13 protein-coding genes, 1 tRNA gene and 1 pseudogene are annotated in these 14,280 nt (G+C 72.0%); 7 read left to right on the plus strand and 8 right to left on the minus strand.

Annotated elements, in window-relative coordinates:
• The first annotated feature begins 208 nt into the window (after window positions 1-208).
• The 3 genes from ACZ6NZ_RS00005 to ACZ6NZ_RS00015 all read left to right on the plus strand — a co-directional run bounded on the left by ACZ6NZ_RS00005 (window position 209) and on the right by ACZ6NZ_RS00015 (window position 2,589).
• Window positions 209-802, plus strand: a complete 594-nt coding sequence (locus tag ACZ6NZ_RS00005) for a hypothetical protein (RefSeq protein ID WP_465854436.1) — start codon at window positions 209-211, stop codon at window positions 800-802.
• Between the two features lie 351 nt (window positions 803-1,153).
• A complete protein-coding gene (locus tag ACZ6NZ_RS00010) occupies window positions 1,154-2,083 on the plus strand; it encodes a ribonuclease Z (protein ID WP_465854438.1) in 930 nt (309 codons plus the stop codon).
• The gene (locus ACZ6NZ_RS00015) at window positions 2,080-2,589 is read left to right on the plus strand and encodes a GNAT family N-acetyltransferase (protein ID WP_366610333.1); all 510 of its coding nucleotides are present in this window, start codon (window positions 2,080-2,082) and stop codon (window positions 2,587-2,589) included. The genes ACZ6NZ_RS00010 and ACZ6NZ_RS00015 overlap by 4 nt, the downstream gene beginning before the upstream one ends.
• A 143-nt stretch (window positions 2,590-2,732) precedes the next feature.
• Here ACZ6NZ_RS00015 and ACZ6NZ_RS00020 read toward each other — a convergent pair whose 3' ends face one another.
• The gene (locus ACZ6NZ_RS00020; protein WP_465855871.1) at window positions 2,733-4,103 is read right to left on the minus strand and encodes a cystathionine beta-synthase; all 1,371 of its coding nucleotides are present in this window, start codon (window positions 4,101-4,103) and stop codon (window positions 2,733-2,735) included.
• A 72-nt stretch (window positions 4,104-4,175) separates the two neighbouring features.
• Window positions 4,176-4,532 (minus strand): YkvA family protein, encoded by a 357-nt coding sequence (locus ACZ6NZ_RS00025; protein WP_112582466.1) that lies wholly within the window; start codon window positions 4,530-4,532, stop codon window positions 4,176-4,178.
• 150 nt (window positions 4,533-4,682) lie between these two features.
• Here ACZ6NZ_RS00025 and ACZ6NZ_RS00030 point away from each other — a divergent pair.
• The 3 genes and pseudogenes from ACZ6NZ_RS00030 to ACZ6NZ_RS00040 all read left to right on the plus strand — a co-directional run.
• Window positions 4,683-5,743, plus strand: a pseudogene (locus tag ACZ6NZ_RS00030) (SGNH/GDSL hydrolase family protein); the annotation flags it as partial.
• Window positions 5,729-6,541: an SGNH/GDSL hydrolase family protein gene (locus ACZ6NZ_RS00035; protein WP_366610331.1), complete on the plus strand. Its 813-nt coding sequence runs from the start codon at window positions 5,729-5,731 to the stop codon at window positions 6,539-6,541. The pseudogene ACZ6NZ_RS00030 and the gene ACZ6NZ_RS00035, both read left to right, overlap by 15 nt.
• 66 nt (window positions 6,542-6,607) lie before the next feature.
• Complete coding sequence (locus ACZ6NZ_RS00040) at window positions 6,608-7,870, plus strand: acetyl-CoA C-acetyltransferase (RefSeq protein WP_465854440.1); 1,263 nt, start codon at window positions 6,608-6,610, stop codon at window positions 7,868-7,870.
• Window positions 7,871-7,877: 7 nt separating this feature from the next.
• On the opposite strand, the gene ACZ6NZ_RS00045 is transcribed toward ACZ6NZ_RS00040, so the two are convergent.
• The 4 genes from ACZ6NZ_RS00045 to ACZ6NZ_RS00060 all read right to left on the minus strand — a co-directional run bounded on the left by ACZ6NZ_RS00045 (window position 7,878) and on the right by ACZ6NZ_RS00060 (window position 10,192).
• Window positions 7,878-8,198, minus strand: coding sequence for a hypothetical protein (locus ACZ6NZ_RS00045; RefSeq protein ID WP_465854442.1), 321 nt, complete (start codon window positions 8,196-8,198; stop codon window positions 7,878-7,880).
• 47 nt (window positions 8,199-8,245) lie between these two features.
• Window positions 8,246-9,004, minus strand: coding sequence for a Bax inhibitor-1/YccA family protein (locus ACZ6NZ_RS00050; protein WP_465854444.1), 759 nt, complete (start codon window positions 9,002-9,004; stop codon window positions 8,246-8,248).
• Between the two features lie 185 nt (window positions 9,005-9,189).
• Window positions 9,190-10,005, minus strand: coding sequence for a Bax inhibitor-1/YccA family protein (locus ACZ6NZ_RS00055; RefSeq protein ID WP_366610326.1), 816 nt, complete (start codon window positions 10,003-10,005; stop codon window positions 9,190-9,192).
• Window positions 10,006-10,111: 106 nt separating this feature from the next.
• Window positions 10,112-10,192, minus strand: a tRNA-Leu gene (locus tag ACZ6NZ_RS00060).
• 101 nt (window positions 10,193-10,293) lie between these two features.
• Between ACZ6NZ_RS00060 and ACZ6NZ_RS00065 the strand changes: the two genes are divergently transcribed.
• Window positions 10,294-12,153, plus strand: coding sequence for a hypothetical protein (locus tag ACZ6NZ_RS00065; RefSeq protein WP_465854446.1), 1,860 nt, complete (start codon window positions 10,294-10,296; stop codon window positions 12,151-12,153).
• 114 nt (window positions 12,154-12,267) lie between these two features.
• Here the strand turns inward: ACZ6NZ_RS00065 and ACZ6NZ_RS00070 are convergent, their stop codons facing one another.
• Together ACZ6NZ_RS00070 and ACZ6NZ_RS00075 are read right to left on the minus strand one after the other, a co-directional pair.
• Window positions 12,268-13,599, minus strand: a complete 1,332-nt coding sequence (locus tag ACZ6NZ_RS00070; RefSeq protein WP_145787284.1) for an NAD(P)/FAD-dependent oxidoreductase — start codon at window positions 13,597-13,599, stop codon at window positions 12,268-12,270.
• Between the two features lie 102 nt (window positions 13,600-13,701).
• Entirely contained in the window at window positions 13,702-14,262 is a 561-nt protein-coding gene (locus tag ACZ6NZ_RS00075; RefSeq protein WP_465854448.1) for a hypothetical protein, read from the minus strand.
• Window positions 14,263-14,280 lie beyond the last annotated feature (18 nt).

The following is a 14,280-nucleotide window of genomic DNA, read 5'->3' on the forward strand; positions in this document are numbered from 1 at the left end:
GGGGGGGGGGGGGGGGGGGGGGGGGGGGGGGGGGGGGGGGGGGGGGGGGGGGGGTTGGGGGGGGGGGGGGGGGGGGGGGGGGGGGGGGGGGGGGGGGGGCCCCCCCCCCCCCCCCGGGGGGGGGGGGGGGGGCGCGCCCCCCCCCCCCGACGGCTGTGCGGCCCCGATCCGATTGCGGAGCGACGGGCCACCCGGGACCATGACCGCCGTGACCAACGAGCAGGCCGATGTCCGGGCCGCCTTCGAGCGCCGAATCGACGCCCTGCGAGGCCGTCGGTTGCTCGCCGTCGACTACTGGGACCTGCACACCAGCGGCCCCGACCCGGACTGGGACTACGGCGACTGGCACCGCGCCGTCCTGGGGGTCGAGCTGGCCACCGTAGCCGGCCCGGTGACGATCACCTGGGACGCGACGTTCCACCCGTACGGCGTCGACGTGTTCCTGGAGCCCATCGCCCGCCACCTCGATGAGGACGAGTCGCAGCGGGCCGGGCCGGCAGCCGATTCGCGCTGGGACGCCTTCCTGGGCCAACCGATCCGGGCCGCGACGATCCGGTGGGACACGCTCACGTTCGGGCCCGCCACGCGGTGGGACGGCGAAGTGGTCGCCCCGCCGCGTGACGTGCGCCTTCCGACCGCCCTCCGGCTGGACTTCGACGCGGGGCCGGTGTGGTTCGTCGCCGGCATGCCACGGTTTCCCCAGGTGGACGACGTGTTGATCCCGGGCGACGAGATCCTGATCGTCTTCACCGCCGCGAAGATGAGGGCGATGGGGTACGCCGACCCGACCTTCGCCACCTGAGTGACCGTCGTTCGGCCACCTTCGGAGGTGTCCGGGCATTCCCGTTCGGCCCTGTGATCGAAATCCGTTGCCGAGCCCGACGAGAACTCGATAACGTGGCCGTACACGTGAAAGGAGGTGGTCCAGACTTGTATAGCAATCGGACTCGTGAGGTGGCTGTCAGCTAGCCGCTGTCCTCGACAGTGATCGGCCTGCCGCAAGGCGGGCACAAGCACCATCGTCGAGACCGTGTGGCAGCGGTGCGGCGAATCCACGACAGCCACCCGACCCCCGGGGTGCCGGCCAAGTCCAGCCGGCCCGCGCACATGCGCGGAGCGCCCCGGGGGTCGCTCCATATCCGCGGGAGTGGCCATGTCCATGCGCGAGCTGGTGGTGCTGGGGACGGCCAGCCAGGCGCCGACCCGTCAGCGCAACCACAACGGGTACGTGTTGCGCTGGGACGACGAGGTGATCCTCTTCGACCCGGGTGAGGGCAGCCAGCGCCAACTCCTGCACACCACCGTCACCGCCACCGACCTGACCCGGATCTGCGTCACCCACTTCCACGGGGACCACTGCCTGGGCCTGCCCGGCACCATCCAGCGGCTCTCCCTGGACCGGGTGCCGCACCCGGTCGCTGTGCACTTCCCCGCCGGCGGCGCCGAATACTTCGCCCGGCTGCGGCACGCGACCTCCTTCTACGAGACCGCCGAGCTGCGGGTCGAGCCCATCGAGGCGGACGGGCAGCGGATCGACCTGCGCTGCGGCACGCTGGAGGCACGCCGGCTACGGCACCCCATCGAGACGTACGGGTACCGGCTGGTCGAGCCGGACGGGCACCGGATGCTGCCGGAGAAGCTGACCGCGTACGGCATCGCTGGGCCGGCCGTCGGCGAGCTGATCCGCGTCGGGCACCTGGACCTCGACGGACGCCGCGTCACCCGGGCCGATGTGGGCGTGCCCCGGCCGGGGCAGCGGTTCGCGTTCGTGATGGACACCGGCCTCTGCGACGGGGTGTACGCCCTCGCCGAGCACGCCGACCTGCTGGTCATCGAGTCGACGTTCCTGGAGTCGGAGGCCGCGCTCGCCGCCGAGGTCGGCCACCTGACCGCGGCGCAGGCCGCCCGGGTGGCGACCGAATCCGGGGTACGCCGGCTCGTGCTCACCCACTTCTCCCAGCGCTATCCCGACCCGCGCCGGTTCCACGACGAGGCGCGCGCGCACTTCGACGGCGAACTGATCATCGCCGAGGATCTGACCACGGTGCAGGTTCCGCCCCGCCGGGTAGCCTCGGCCGGGTGACCGTCACGCTCCGCCCCGCGACCGAAGGTGACCTGATGGCGGTGGGTGCCCTGCACCAGCGCTCCCGGGTCGCCGCGTACTCCGCCTTCGTACCGGCCGAGGCGCTGGCCGAACCCACACCGGAGGCGATGGGGCGGTACTGGGTCGAGCGGTGGATCTGGGAGCGGGACACCCACCGGATGACGGTGGCCGAACGGGCCGGGGCGCTGGTCGGGTTCAGCCACCTGGGCCCCGACGACGAGGACGACCCCGCCACCGGGCTGCTCAACGCGATCCATCTCGACCCGGCCGAGCAGGGCCGCGGCGTCGGTCGCACCCTGATGGTGGACGCCCTGGACGCCATGCGGACGCAGGGTTGGCGGCGTGCCGTGCTCTGGGTGCTGCGGGACAACGCCCACGCCCGCTCCTTCTACGAACGCGGCGGCTGGACCCCCACCGGCGCCGAGCGCGAAGAACACATAGGCACCGCCCCAACCCCCCAAATCCGCTACACCCGCCCCCTCTAAACCCCCCGCCCTCGCCCGCGCCCTCAAGCCCGCGCCGATCTTGCACTTTCTGTCGGGACAAAACCTGACAAGAAGCGCGTTCGGGCGACAGTAAGTGCAAGATCGACGGGGCGAGGGGGCGGGGCGGGGGCGGGGTTGGGGGGTTAGTGGGCTCCTAGGTGGGCCAGGAGGTCTTGGCGGGTCAGGACGCCCTTGGGCTTGCCGTCGACCAGGACCAGCGCGGCGTCGGACTTCTCCAACATGCCCACCGCCTCGCTCACCGGCTGACCACCGCCGATCATCGGCAGCGGGTCGCCCATGTGCCGCTCGATCGTGTCGTGCAGGTGGGCCTGGCCGGTGAACAGCGCGTCGAGCAGGTCCCGCTCGGCGATCGAGCCGGCGACCTCACCGGTCACCACGGGCGGCTCGGCCTTGAGCACCGGCAGCTGCGAGACGCCGTACTCGCGCATGTAGTCGATCGCGTCGCGGACGGTCTCGGTCGGGTGCACGTGCACCAGCTCGGGCAGGCCGCCCGGCTTGCTGTCCAGCGCGTCGGCCACCGTCGGCTCCGCGCCGGAGTTGTCGAGGAAGCCGTACCGGGCCATCCACGAGTCGTTGAAGATCTTGGAGAGGTAACCGCGACCACCGTCGGGGAGCAGCACCACCACGACGTCGTCCGGCCCGGCCCGACGGGCGACCTCCAGGGCGGCGACCACCGCCATGCCGCACGAACCGCCGACCAGCAGCCCCTCCTCGCGGGCCAGCCGCCGGGTCATCTCGAAGGACGCCTTGTCGGAGACCTCCACGATCTCGTCGGCGACACCCCGGTCGTACGTCTCCGGCCAGAAGTCCTCGCCGACGCCCTCCACGAGGTACGGACGACCGGTGCCACCGGAGTAGACCGAGCCCTCCGGGTCGGCCCCGACGACGCGCACCCGACCCTCGGACGCCTCCTTGAGGTACCGGCCGATGCCGGAGATGGTGCCGCCGGTGCCGACGCCGGCCACGAAGTGGGTGAGTTCGCCGTCGGTCTGCTTCCACAGCTCCGGACCGGTCGTCTCGTAGTGCGAGCGCGGGTTGGCCGGGTTGCTGTACTGGTTGGGCTTCCAGGCGCCGGGGATCTCCCGGGTCAGCCGGTCCGAGACGTTGTAGTACGAGCGCGGGTCCTCCGGCGCGACGGCGGTCGGGCAGACCACCACCTCCGCGCCGTACGCGCGAAGCACGTCCTGCTTGTCCTGGCTGACCTTGTCGGGGCAGACGAAGACGCACCGGTAACCCTTGAGCTGGGCCACCAGGGCCAACCCGACACCCGTGTTGCCGCTGGTCGGCTCGACGATGGTGCCACCGGGCTTGAGCAGGCCGGCGGCCTCGGCGTCCTCCACCATCCGCAGCGCGATCCGGTCCTTCACCGAGCCGCCCGGGTTGACGTACTCCACCTTGGCCAGCACGGTGGCCTGGATGCCCTCGGTGACGTTACGCAGACGCACCAGCGGGGTGTTTCCGATCATGTCGACGACGTTGTCGTAGTACTGCACGGTGTGCCCTTCGTTGCGGCGCCGGCGGTGGGCGGCCGGAAGACGATTGCTCACCGCCCAGCGTACGTGTCGTCAGGGCACCAACCCCCCGGGGATGACCGAGCTGCGGCGGGCCTCCCACTCGAGGAACCGGTCGGTCTCGGCGAGCACGCTGCCAGCCAACCAGGTGACCATCACCGCGTCGTCGGCCAGCCCGAAGATCGCCAGCGGGATCTCCGGGAGCAGGTCGATCGGCGAGACGATGTACGCCGTCGCCGCGGTCATCAGGGCCAGCCGAAGGCCGCCGTCGTACTCCCCCTTGGTGGTGGCCCTGATCATCCGGGGCAGCGCCGCCAACCGCGTGCCGATCGACGGCCCGTTGCGCGCCCCGGCCGCCAGGGCCCGCGCCAGGGCCGTGAACGCCGCGCTGCGCTTCAGTGTCTTACCCATCGTCGCGCTCCTCTCCGCCGGATCAGCGTGGCGGGTCGGCGCAAGTCGGCCGGCCTCCGCAACCCTGGTACCCCGTCGCGTCGGTTTCCAGGCACCCCGGTGCCGTCACGACGACAGCGGTGTGTCGGGCCAGCGCGATAATGTCGAGATATGGGGGTGGCAGGTTTCGTCGTACCCGATGAGCGCTGGCGGCAGGCCAGGCGCGTCGCCCTGCTGGCGGCCATCGGGACGGGCGCCACAGCGGCGGCCGTGGTGGCGACCGGTGGGGTGCTGGTCGGCCAGGCCCGCCAGGCGCGACGGACCATCCCGATGGCCGAGGCACCGCCGCCCCGCTGCGACGGGATGTACGGCGCGAAGTTTCCCGGCCCGGCGCTCACCATGGTCGTGCTCGGTGACTCGTCGGCGGCCGGCTACGGGGTGCACCGCCGTCGTGAGACGCCCGGGGCGCTGCTGGCCACCGGTCTGTCCCGTCGACTGCACCGGCCGGTGCAGCTGCACCGCTTCGCGGTGGTCGGCGCCATCTCGGCGGCGCTGCGCCACCAGGTGGAGGCGGCGCTGGAGTGCCGACCCGACATCGCGGTGATCCTCATCGGTGGCAACGACATCACCAACCGCACCCCGCGCGGCCTGGCGGTGCGCTACCTGGTCGAGGCGGTGCACACCCTGCGTGACGCGGGGTGTGAGGTGGTCGTCGGCACCTGCCCCGATCTGGGCGCGATCCGCCCGATCCAGCCTCCTCTGCGCTGGCTGGCGCACCGCTGGAGCCGCCAGCTCGCGGCCGCCCAGACGGTGGCCGTGGTCGAGGCGGGCGGGTGGACGGTCTCCCTCGGTGACCTGCTCGGCCCCCGGTTCGCGGCCGAGCCGACCCGGATGTTCGCCTGGGACCGGTTCCATCCCTCCGCCGAGGGGTACGCGATGGCCGCCGCGGCGCTCCTGCCGACGATGCTCTCCGCCCTCGGCGCGACCCCGGAACGACGGGTCACACCGACGCTCGGGGAGGGCGTACGGTCGCTGCCGAGGGCCGCGCAGGAGGCGGCCCGGCACGCCGGCACGGAGGTCAGCGGCGTCCAGGTGCGAGGCCGCGATCGGGGGCCGGCCGGCCGGTGGGCGCAGCTGCGCCGACGGGCGTTCTTCGGTGTCGGCGCGGTGCCGCAGCACGGGTCCGCCTCGGACACCTCGACAGTGGAGGGACTGGCATGAACGAGCGCAGCGCGCGGAGCGTGACCTCCGGCCTCGCCGGCCGACTGGGTCGGGCGGCGGCGATCTCGCTGTTCGCCGGCACTGTCGGGGGCGCCGCCGTCCTCGCAGGCGAGGCGTTCATCGCCCGGCACCGACGCTACGCCGAGCCGGAGTTCGGCCTTGCCCTGCGCGCCACGATCGGCCGGGCGGGCGCTGCCCCGCTGCGGCTGGTGTTGCTGGGCGACTCGTCGGCACTGGGCGTCGGTGTCGACCGTCTGGAGGACACCATCGGCGGGCAGTTGGCCAACCTGCTGGCCGAGGGCCCGGCCGGCCGCCGGGTGCACCTGTCCAGCGTCGGCGTCTCCGGGTCCCGCTCGACGGACCTCGCCACCCAGGTGGCCCGGGCCCTGCTCGGCGAGCGGCCCGACGTGGCGTTGATCCTGATCGGCGCGAACGACGCCACCGGGCTGCGCCGGCCCTCCGACGCGGCGGCCTATCTCGGCGCCGCGGTGCACCGCCTGCGCGAGGCGCGCGTCGAGGTGGTCGTGGGCACCTGCCCCGACCTCGGGGCGGTGCGTGCCATCGCGCCTCCGCTGCGCCAGGTGGTCGGCTGGTCCGGGCGTCGGGTGGCCCGTGCCCAGACCACTGCCGTGCTGGAGGCGGGCGGCTCGGTGGTCGACCTGGCCACCGAGACCGGGCCGGTGTTCCGGGCCGACGCCGGGACGCTCTGCCAGGACGGCTTCCACCCCTCCGCCGACGGCTACCGGGTGTGGGCGCACGCGCTGCTGCCCGCCATCGTCGCCGCGGCGGCGGCCACGACCCGGCGCTAGCCGGGGTGACATTTCCCGCCGCGCCGGCTTCTTCCGCGCCATGTTACCGGCGGTTAACGTTGGTCCATGCCGATTGAGTCGTCCCGCGACGCCGTCATCGTCGCCACCGCCCGCTCCCCCATCGGTCGGGCGCACAAGGGTTCTCTGCGCGACGTCCGCTCCGACGACCTCGCCGCGACCATCGTCCAGGCCGCGCTGGACAAGATCCCCGCCCTCGATCCGACCACGATCGACGATCTCTACCTCGGGTGCGGCCTGCCCGGCGGAGAGCAGGGCTTCAACATGGCCCGGGTGGTGTCCACCCTCCTCGGTCTGGACACTGTGCCCGGCGCCACGCTGACCCGCTACTGCGCCTCCTCGTTGCAGACCACCCGGATGGCGATGCACGCCATCCGGGCCGGCGAGGGCGACGTGTTCGTCTCCGCCGGGGTGGAGATGGTTTCCCGCTACGCCCGGGGCAGCTCCGACGGGCTGCCGCCCGAGGCGCAGGCCCTGGTCGGCGGCCGCTGGGAGAACCCCCGCTTCGGGACGGCCGCGCAGCGCTCGAAGCGCCGCGCGCAGGGCGACGCCGAGGTGTGGACCGACCCGCGTGAGGCCGGCGAGGTGCCCGACATCTACCTGTCCATGGGGCAGACCGCGGAGAACCTGGCCCAGGTGTACGACGTCACCCGCGCCGACATGGACGAGTTCGGCGTACGCAGCCAGAACCTCGCCGAGAAGGCGATCACCGACGGTTTCTGGGCCCGGGAGATCACCCCGGTCACCACGCCGGACGGCACAGTGGTGAGCACCGACGACGGGCCCCGGGCCGGCGTGACCCTCGACGCGGTCGGCGGGCTGAAGCCGGTGTTCCGCCCGGACGGTCGGATCACCGCCGGCAACTGCTGCCCGCTCAACGACGGCGCTGCCGCGGTGGTGGTGATGAGCGCCCAGCGGGCCGAGGAACTCGGGCTCACCCCGTTGGCCCGGATCGTGTCGACCGGCGTGACCGCCCTGTCGCCGGAGATCATGGGACTCGGACCGGTCGAGGCGTCCCGGCAGGCGCTGCGCCGAGCCGGCATGACCATCGACGACGTCGACCTCGTCGAGATCAACGAGGCGTTCGCCGCGCAGGTCATCCCCTCCTACCGCGAGCTGGGCATTCCGGAGGAGAAGCTGAACGTGATGGGTGGGGCCATCGCGGTCGGCCACCCGTTCGGCATGACCGGTGCCCGGATCACCGGCACCCTGCTCAACGCACTGGAGTGGCACGACAAGACCATCGGTCTGGAGACCATGTGCGTGGGCGGTGGCCAGGGCATGGCCATGGTGCTGGAACGGCTCAGCTGAGCTGCCCTCAGAGCGCGCTGCGGGTCGCCGTCACCTCGGCGGCGGCCCGGGCCAGCGCCTCGGGCCCCGGGTGGGCGGCCAGCAGGTCCGCCGTGACCACCCGCAGCTGATCGGGCAGGGCCAGGTCGTTGTCGAGCCGGGGCACCACCCGACGGGGCTGCCCCTCGGCGTCGGCGGCCAGGTTGGCGACCTCCTGCACCAGGCGGTGCACCAGGTCGGCGCGGGACACGTTGCCGGCGGTCGCGACCGCCGCCCACCGGGGCTGCTGCCAGTGCGCGATCTGACGGACCAGCAACTGCACGGCCTTGTCCAACTCCGCTGCGCTCATCGCCGCCGAGTCTACGGCCGACACCGTCCGTGTCCGGGTCGGGCCGGTCAGCGGCGCAGATAACTGAGCAGCCGCAGCAACTGCCAGTAGAGGAAGACCAACCCGGTGAGCAGGCCGAACGCGCTCAGCCACGCGTACCGACGGGCCCGGCCGTCGCGCACCGAACGCTCGACGAGGTCGAAGTCGAGAATGAAACTGAACGCCCCGGCGATGATGGCCACCGCCGAGAAGGCGTACGGCAGCCAGCCGACCTGCCCGCTGACGCTGTAGACCGCCAGGCCCGACCGCCCGGTGATCAGGTACGACACCAGGTTGACCACGCTCAGCACGGCGATACCGAGCAGGGTGCCGATCACCAGGCGGGCCAGGCGGGGCGTCGCCCGGATCACTCTGGCCCGGTAGAGCACCGCCATGCCGAGGAAGACACCGAAGGTGCCGGCCACCGCCTGCACCACGATGCCCGGATAGACCTGCTCGAAGGTACGGCTCGCCACCCCCAGCAGCAGCCCCTGCAGGATGGCGTAGCCGACGATCGGCACCGGGTTGGTGATCCCCCGCAACGAGATGACCAGGACCAGCGCGATCGAGGCGAGCGCGCTGCCGGCCAGCGCCGCGCCCAGCCACACCGCGTCGGGGATCACCGCCCAGGACACCGCCGCGGCCACGCCGGTCACCAGCAGCAACCCGACGGTACGGACCACCACGTCGTCGACGGTCATCGGCTCGACGTCCCGGGCGCCGAGCACCCGAGCCTCCACCCGGCCGGTTTCGTCCAGCCGGTTGAGCACCGGGTTGTTGCTGCGCACCGCCGCCTCCTTCGCCCACGTACCCCCAGGGCATGTGTCAAAGGCCCCGCTCGGCCGAGGCTTTGACACCTGCCCTCGCAGTCACTCTGCCCCGGGCGGACCGGCGGCGGCGGGCAAACGGCGCGGACGACGGCGCCCGCCCCCACCGGAGTGGGGACGGGCGCCGGTCGGCAGTGCGGACGAGGTCAGTCGTCGCCCTGGAAGTAGCTCAGCAGGCGCAGGATCTCGATGTAGAGCCAGACCAGGCTGACCAGGATGCCGAAGGCGGCCGTCCAGGAGTAGCGCTGGGGCAGGCCCATCCGGACGCCGTCCTCGATCTCCTTGAAGCTGAGCACGAAGCTCAGCGAGGCGACCACGATGCAGACCAGGCTGAAGCCGATGGCCAGCGGGCTGCCGTCACGCAGACCGGTGTTGACGCCGAACAGCGCCAGCACCAGGTTGATCATCATGACCGCGAAGAGGCCGACCATCACGGCGATCATGCCCTTGACGAAGGCCGGGGTGGCCCGGATGACCTTCGCCCGGTAGAGCATCGCCATCAGGAAGAAGATGCCGAAGCTGGCCGCGGCGGCCTGGAGCACGATGCCGTCGTAGGCCGTCTCGAACGCCTTGCTGACCATGCCGACGAAAACACCCTCGACGACCGCGTACGCGATCACGAGCGCCGGGTTGGCCATCCGGGAGAACGAAATGATCAAGCCGAGCACCAGACCGACGACTGCCGCGCCGATCCAGGCGGTACCGACCAGTGCGTCGGGCACGAGCACCCAGGCGGCCGCGGCGGTGATGCCGAGGATGCCGAGCAGAGCGACCGTCTTGACGACCACGTCGTCGAGGGTCATCGGCGCCACGGTGGGTGGCGCGGCCGGGTAGTCGGCCTGGGACGGGTACTGCTGGGGAATGCCGGGCTGTCCGTACGGCCCGGCCGGGGCGTACCCGGCGGAGCGCTCCCGCTCGGCCGCTTGGCCGAGCCGGGCGAGCACCGGGTTCGAGGTCTTCACTGTCTGGCCTCCCTCAGGGGGTCGTTTGCACGTGAACGTGCCCTCCAAGAGTAAACGGCAGAGCCAAGTCCTGGAGATCACGGATGAGAATGTGTGAGTCGACCGGTGCCCGGGGCGGGGGTCGAACCCGCACGCCTTTCGGCAGCCGCTTTTAAGGCGGCCGTGTCTGCCTTTCCACCACCCGGGCGAGTGGCACCGGCGCGCCGACACGCCTGGTGCAGTGTCACCGTAGCCGGTCTACGGCGACCCGGCGTACCCCGACGGCCTGGCCACATTAGGGTCGATGCCGTGAGCAGCGCAGCCCCCACGGCCCCCGACGCCGCCCCTGAGCAGGCATTCCGCCTCGCCGATCGGGCCAATCGCCGACCCCGGGCCACCCGGCTGCTGGCCGCCGTCCGCCGCCATCGGGCGGATTTGCTGGCCGCTGTGATCTTCGCGGTGCTGGCCGGCTGGCTCACCCACGGGCTGTGGCCCGACCCGGGCGGGCGCATCCTGGCGCTCAACCCGGAGGACCAGGCCCTCTACGAGTGGTTCCTGGCGGTGGACGCCCGCGCGCTGCTCGGCGACTTCGACCTGCTCACCGACCGGCTCAACGCTCCCGATGGTGTGAACCTGATGGCCAACACCACCGTGATCGCCCTCGGCGTCGTCTTCTCGCCGGTCACCCTGCTGCTCGGCGCGCCGGTCACCTTCGCGCTGCTCGCCGCCGGCAACCTGGCCGGCACCGCACTCGCCTGGTACCTGCTGTTCCACCGGACGCTGCGCGTCCGCCGGCTGGCCGCCGCACTCGGCGGCGGGCTGTGCGGATTCGGACCCGGCATGGTGTCGCAGACGAACAGCCACCTGCACATGACCGCCCAGTGGCTGGTGCCGGTGATCGTCTGGCTGGTGGTCCGACTGTTGCGGGCGGCCGACCCGGGGCCCGGCATCCCTAACGAAGCCGGCAGTGTCCGAGCCGCCGGGCCGGACCGCCGGCGACTGTTCACCTCGGCCGCGGGGCTGGCCGGCGCGGTCAGCGCGCAGGTCTTCATCGGCGAGGAAGTGCTCTTCCTCGCCGCGATCACGCTGCTGGCGATGGCGATCAGCTACGCCGTGGCGGACCGGGACCTGGCCCGCCGGGCGCTTCCCGGGTTCGCCGGCGGGTTGGCGATCGCCGCCGGGCTCGCCCTGCTGGTGCTCGGCTATCCGCTGTGGTTCCAGTTCGCCGGGCCGCAGGGAGTCGCCAACGGGATGTTCACCCCCGCCTACTTCTCCGCCGACCTGAGCAGTTGGTGGGCGCTGTCCCCACTGTCGGTGGCCGGCAGCGACGAATCCGCCCGGCTGACCACCGGGCCCGCCGAGTACAACACGTTCCTCGGCTGGCCACTGCTGCTGGTCGCCGCGGTGAGCGCGATCTGGGCAGGGCGGCGCCGGCTGGTCTTCGCCTGCGTCGTGGCGGGCCTGGTGATGGGGGCGCTCTCGCTCGGCCCGGAGGTGGTGCTCGGCGGTACCAAGACGGCGATCCCCGGCCCGTACGCCCTGATCGGAGGGCTGCCGTTGGTGGACGGGGCGTTGCCGATGCGGTTCGCGCTGGCGTTGCTGCCGCTCGTCGCGACGCTGCTGGCGCTCGCGGTGGACCGGGCCCTGCGCAGCTCCGGCCGGGCGCGGCGGCTGGTGCCGCTGGCCGTCGGCGCGGCGCTGCTGCCGATCTTCCCGACCCCCCTGCCGACCGCCGGACGACCCGCCGTGCCGGAATTCGTCACCGGCGGCCACTGGCGGCAGTGCGTACCGCCGGGCGGGGTGCTGGTCCCGGTGCCACTGCCCACCCCGAAGGAGCCCTGGCCGATGCGCTGGGCGACCGCCGCCGACGCCGGTTTCGGGCTGCCGGAAGGCTTCTTCATCGGCCCCTACGGGAGGGGCGGCGGCGCGGCGATGGGCACCTTCAAGCAGCCCACCTCCGCGCTCCTGGCGGATGTCGCCCGCCGCGGTGACCAACCGGCCATCGGCGACGAGCAGCGCCGCCAAGCCGTCCGCGACGCGGACTTCTGGGGCGCCTCCTGCGTCGCGCTCACCGACGAAACCCCGCACGCGGACGCCCTACGGAAAACCCTGGAGAGCCTCTACGGCCCGCCCACCCGCATCGCCGACGCCTGGACGTGGCGGGTCTAGACCAACCAAAACCCCGTCGATCTTGCACTTACTGTGGGGACAAGACGCGCCAAAAGGCGCATCAAGGCATCCGAAAGTGCAAGATCGACGGGGTGTGGTTGGGACGGACCGCGGCTAGACGCGGGGCGCGCCGACCGGCTGGGAGGCCTCGACGAACTCCTCGCGCGGGTCGTGCAGCTGGCCCAGGGCGACCACCTCGCGCTTGAGGAAGAACGCCAACGACCAGTCCACCACCACGCGGACCTTCCGGTTGAACGACGGGATCCGGCTCATGTGGTACGTCCGGTGCATCACCCAGGCCGGCCAACCGGTCATCTTGATCCCGTACACCTGGGCCACGCCCTTGTGCAGGCCGAGGCTCGCCACACTGCCGACGTGCTTGTGCTTGTAGTTCACCGGCTCGCGACCCCGGATCACGGCCGCGATGTTGTCGGCCATCCGGGCGGCCTGACGCACCGCGTGCTGCGCGCTCGGCGAGCAGAAGTTGCCCGGCTCCTTGGTCAGGTCCGGCACGGCGGCGCAGTCCCCGGCGCTCCAGGCGCCCTCGAGCACCTGATCACCGTCGACCACCTGGAGCGTGGGCAGGCAGGTGATCCGTCGACGGTCGTCGCGCGGGAAGTCGGTCGAGTCCAGCATCGGCGACGGCTTCACGCCGGCGGTCCAGACGATGGTGTCGGAGCGGAAGCTGTCACCGTCGGAGAGCTTCACCACCCCGTCGACGCAGGACTCCAGGCGGGTGTCCAGCCGGATGTCCATGTTGCGCTTCATCAACTGCTGCACGGTGTACGCGCCCATGTCCCGGTCGACCTCGGGCAGCACCCGCTGGGTGGCCTCGACCAGGACCCAGCGGACCTCGTCCTGCTTGAGCTCCGGGTAGTACCGCAGGGCGTCGCGAGCCATGTCCTCCATCTCGGCGAGCGCCTCGATGCCGGCGTACCCACCGCCGACGAAGGTGAAGGTCAGCGCCGAACGGCGGACGTCCGGATCCGGCGTGGCGGCCGCCACGTCGAGCCGATCCAGCACGTGGTTACGCAGGTAGATCGCCTCGCCGATGGTCTTGAACCCGATGCCCTGTTCGTGCAGACCAGGGATCGGCAGGGTGCGGGAGACCGAACCCGGGGCCACGATCACGTGGTCGTAGGTGATCTCCCGGGCCGGGCCGCTGATCGGCTGCACGGTGGCCACCTTGCGGTCGTGCTCGATCCGCGTGACCGTGCCGGCCACCATCTTGCACCGGCGCAACTCCCGTCGCAGCGGCACCACGGAGTGCCGCGGGGAGATGTTGCCCGCCGCCGCCTCGGGCAGGAACGGCTGATAGGTCATGTGGGGTTGGGGGTCAACCACCATGACCTCAGCCTCACGGGAGCTGAGCTTCTTCGACAGGCGCAGCGCCGCGTACAGACCGACGTGCCCGGCACCAACCACAAGGATCCGCTTCGGATTCACGTTGTCTATCTTTCCCCGGCCGGCTCAGGTAATCCCGCTCGCGGCCCCCATCTGTGACGGAGCACAACCCATGTGACCTGCGTAACCCTCAGATCGCAGTGGTCACCGACGCCGCAACAGCCAGCCCAGCAACACTGCCGTCCCCACCGCCACCAGCAGCCCCAGCACTGTCACCCACTGGTGCCCGGCACCCCCACCCGTCCCCGTCGCCTGCAACAACAGCACGCCGAGCACAGCGGAACCCAACAGCACGGCCGACGACCGCACCAACCACCGGGTGATCAACTCGGGGTCCACCATCGCGTCGTAGGGCAACAACGCGGCCAGCGCGCAGAGGGTGTGACCCAGGTAGAGCAGGGCCGCGACGGCGAGCAGCCGCCAGAGGGCGACCGGACGGCCGTACCCGTCGGTGGCGAGCAGCCAGCCGGCCACCGTGACCAACGCCGTGAAGGTCATCCAGACCTTGCGCGGCCCGAACGCGGGCAACAGGGCGGCCACCGCCAGGAAGAAGATCGGCCGGCCGGAAAGCACCTCCGCGGGAAACGCCAGCGCGAACCCGGCAAACACGATGACGAAGATCCCCGCCCGCACCAGCAGCGGGGCCACGCTGACGCGAGCAACGGCGTACTGCGCCGCCCGCAACCGCTCCACCAGAGCGCTCACCGCACCCGCCTTCCGTTC

It is taken from the genome of Micromonospora sp. NPDC047756, assembly GCF_055587245.1.

Excerpts from the sequence above, each read along its gene's own strand:
- ACZ6NZ_RS00035 (WP_366610331.1), top strand. The coding sequence starts at position 5,729 with ATGAACGAGCGCAGCGCGCGGAGCGTGACCTCCGGCCTCGCCGGCCGA.
- ACZ6NZ_RS00045 (WP_465854442.1), bottom strand. The coding sequence starts at position 8,198 with ATGAGCGCAGCGGAGTTGGACAAGGCCGTGCAGTTGCTGGTCCGTCAG.
- ACZ6NZ_RS00040 (WP_465854440.1), top strand. The coding sequence starts at position 6,608 with ATGCCGATTGAGTCGTCCCGCGACGCCGTCATCGTCGCCACCGCCCGC.
- ACZ6NZ_RS00025 (WP_112582466.1), bottom strand. The coding sequence starts at position 4,532 with ATGGGTAAGACACTGAAGCGCAGCGCGGCGTTCACGGCCCTGGCGCGG.
- ACZ6NZ_RS00010 (WP_465854438.1), top strand. The coding sequence starts at position 1,154 with ATGTCCATGCGCGAGCTGGTGGTGCTGGGGACGGCCAGCCAGGCGCCG.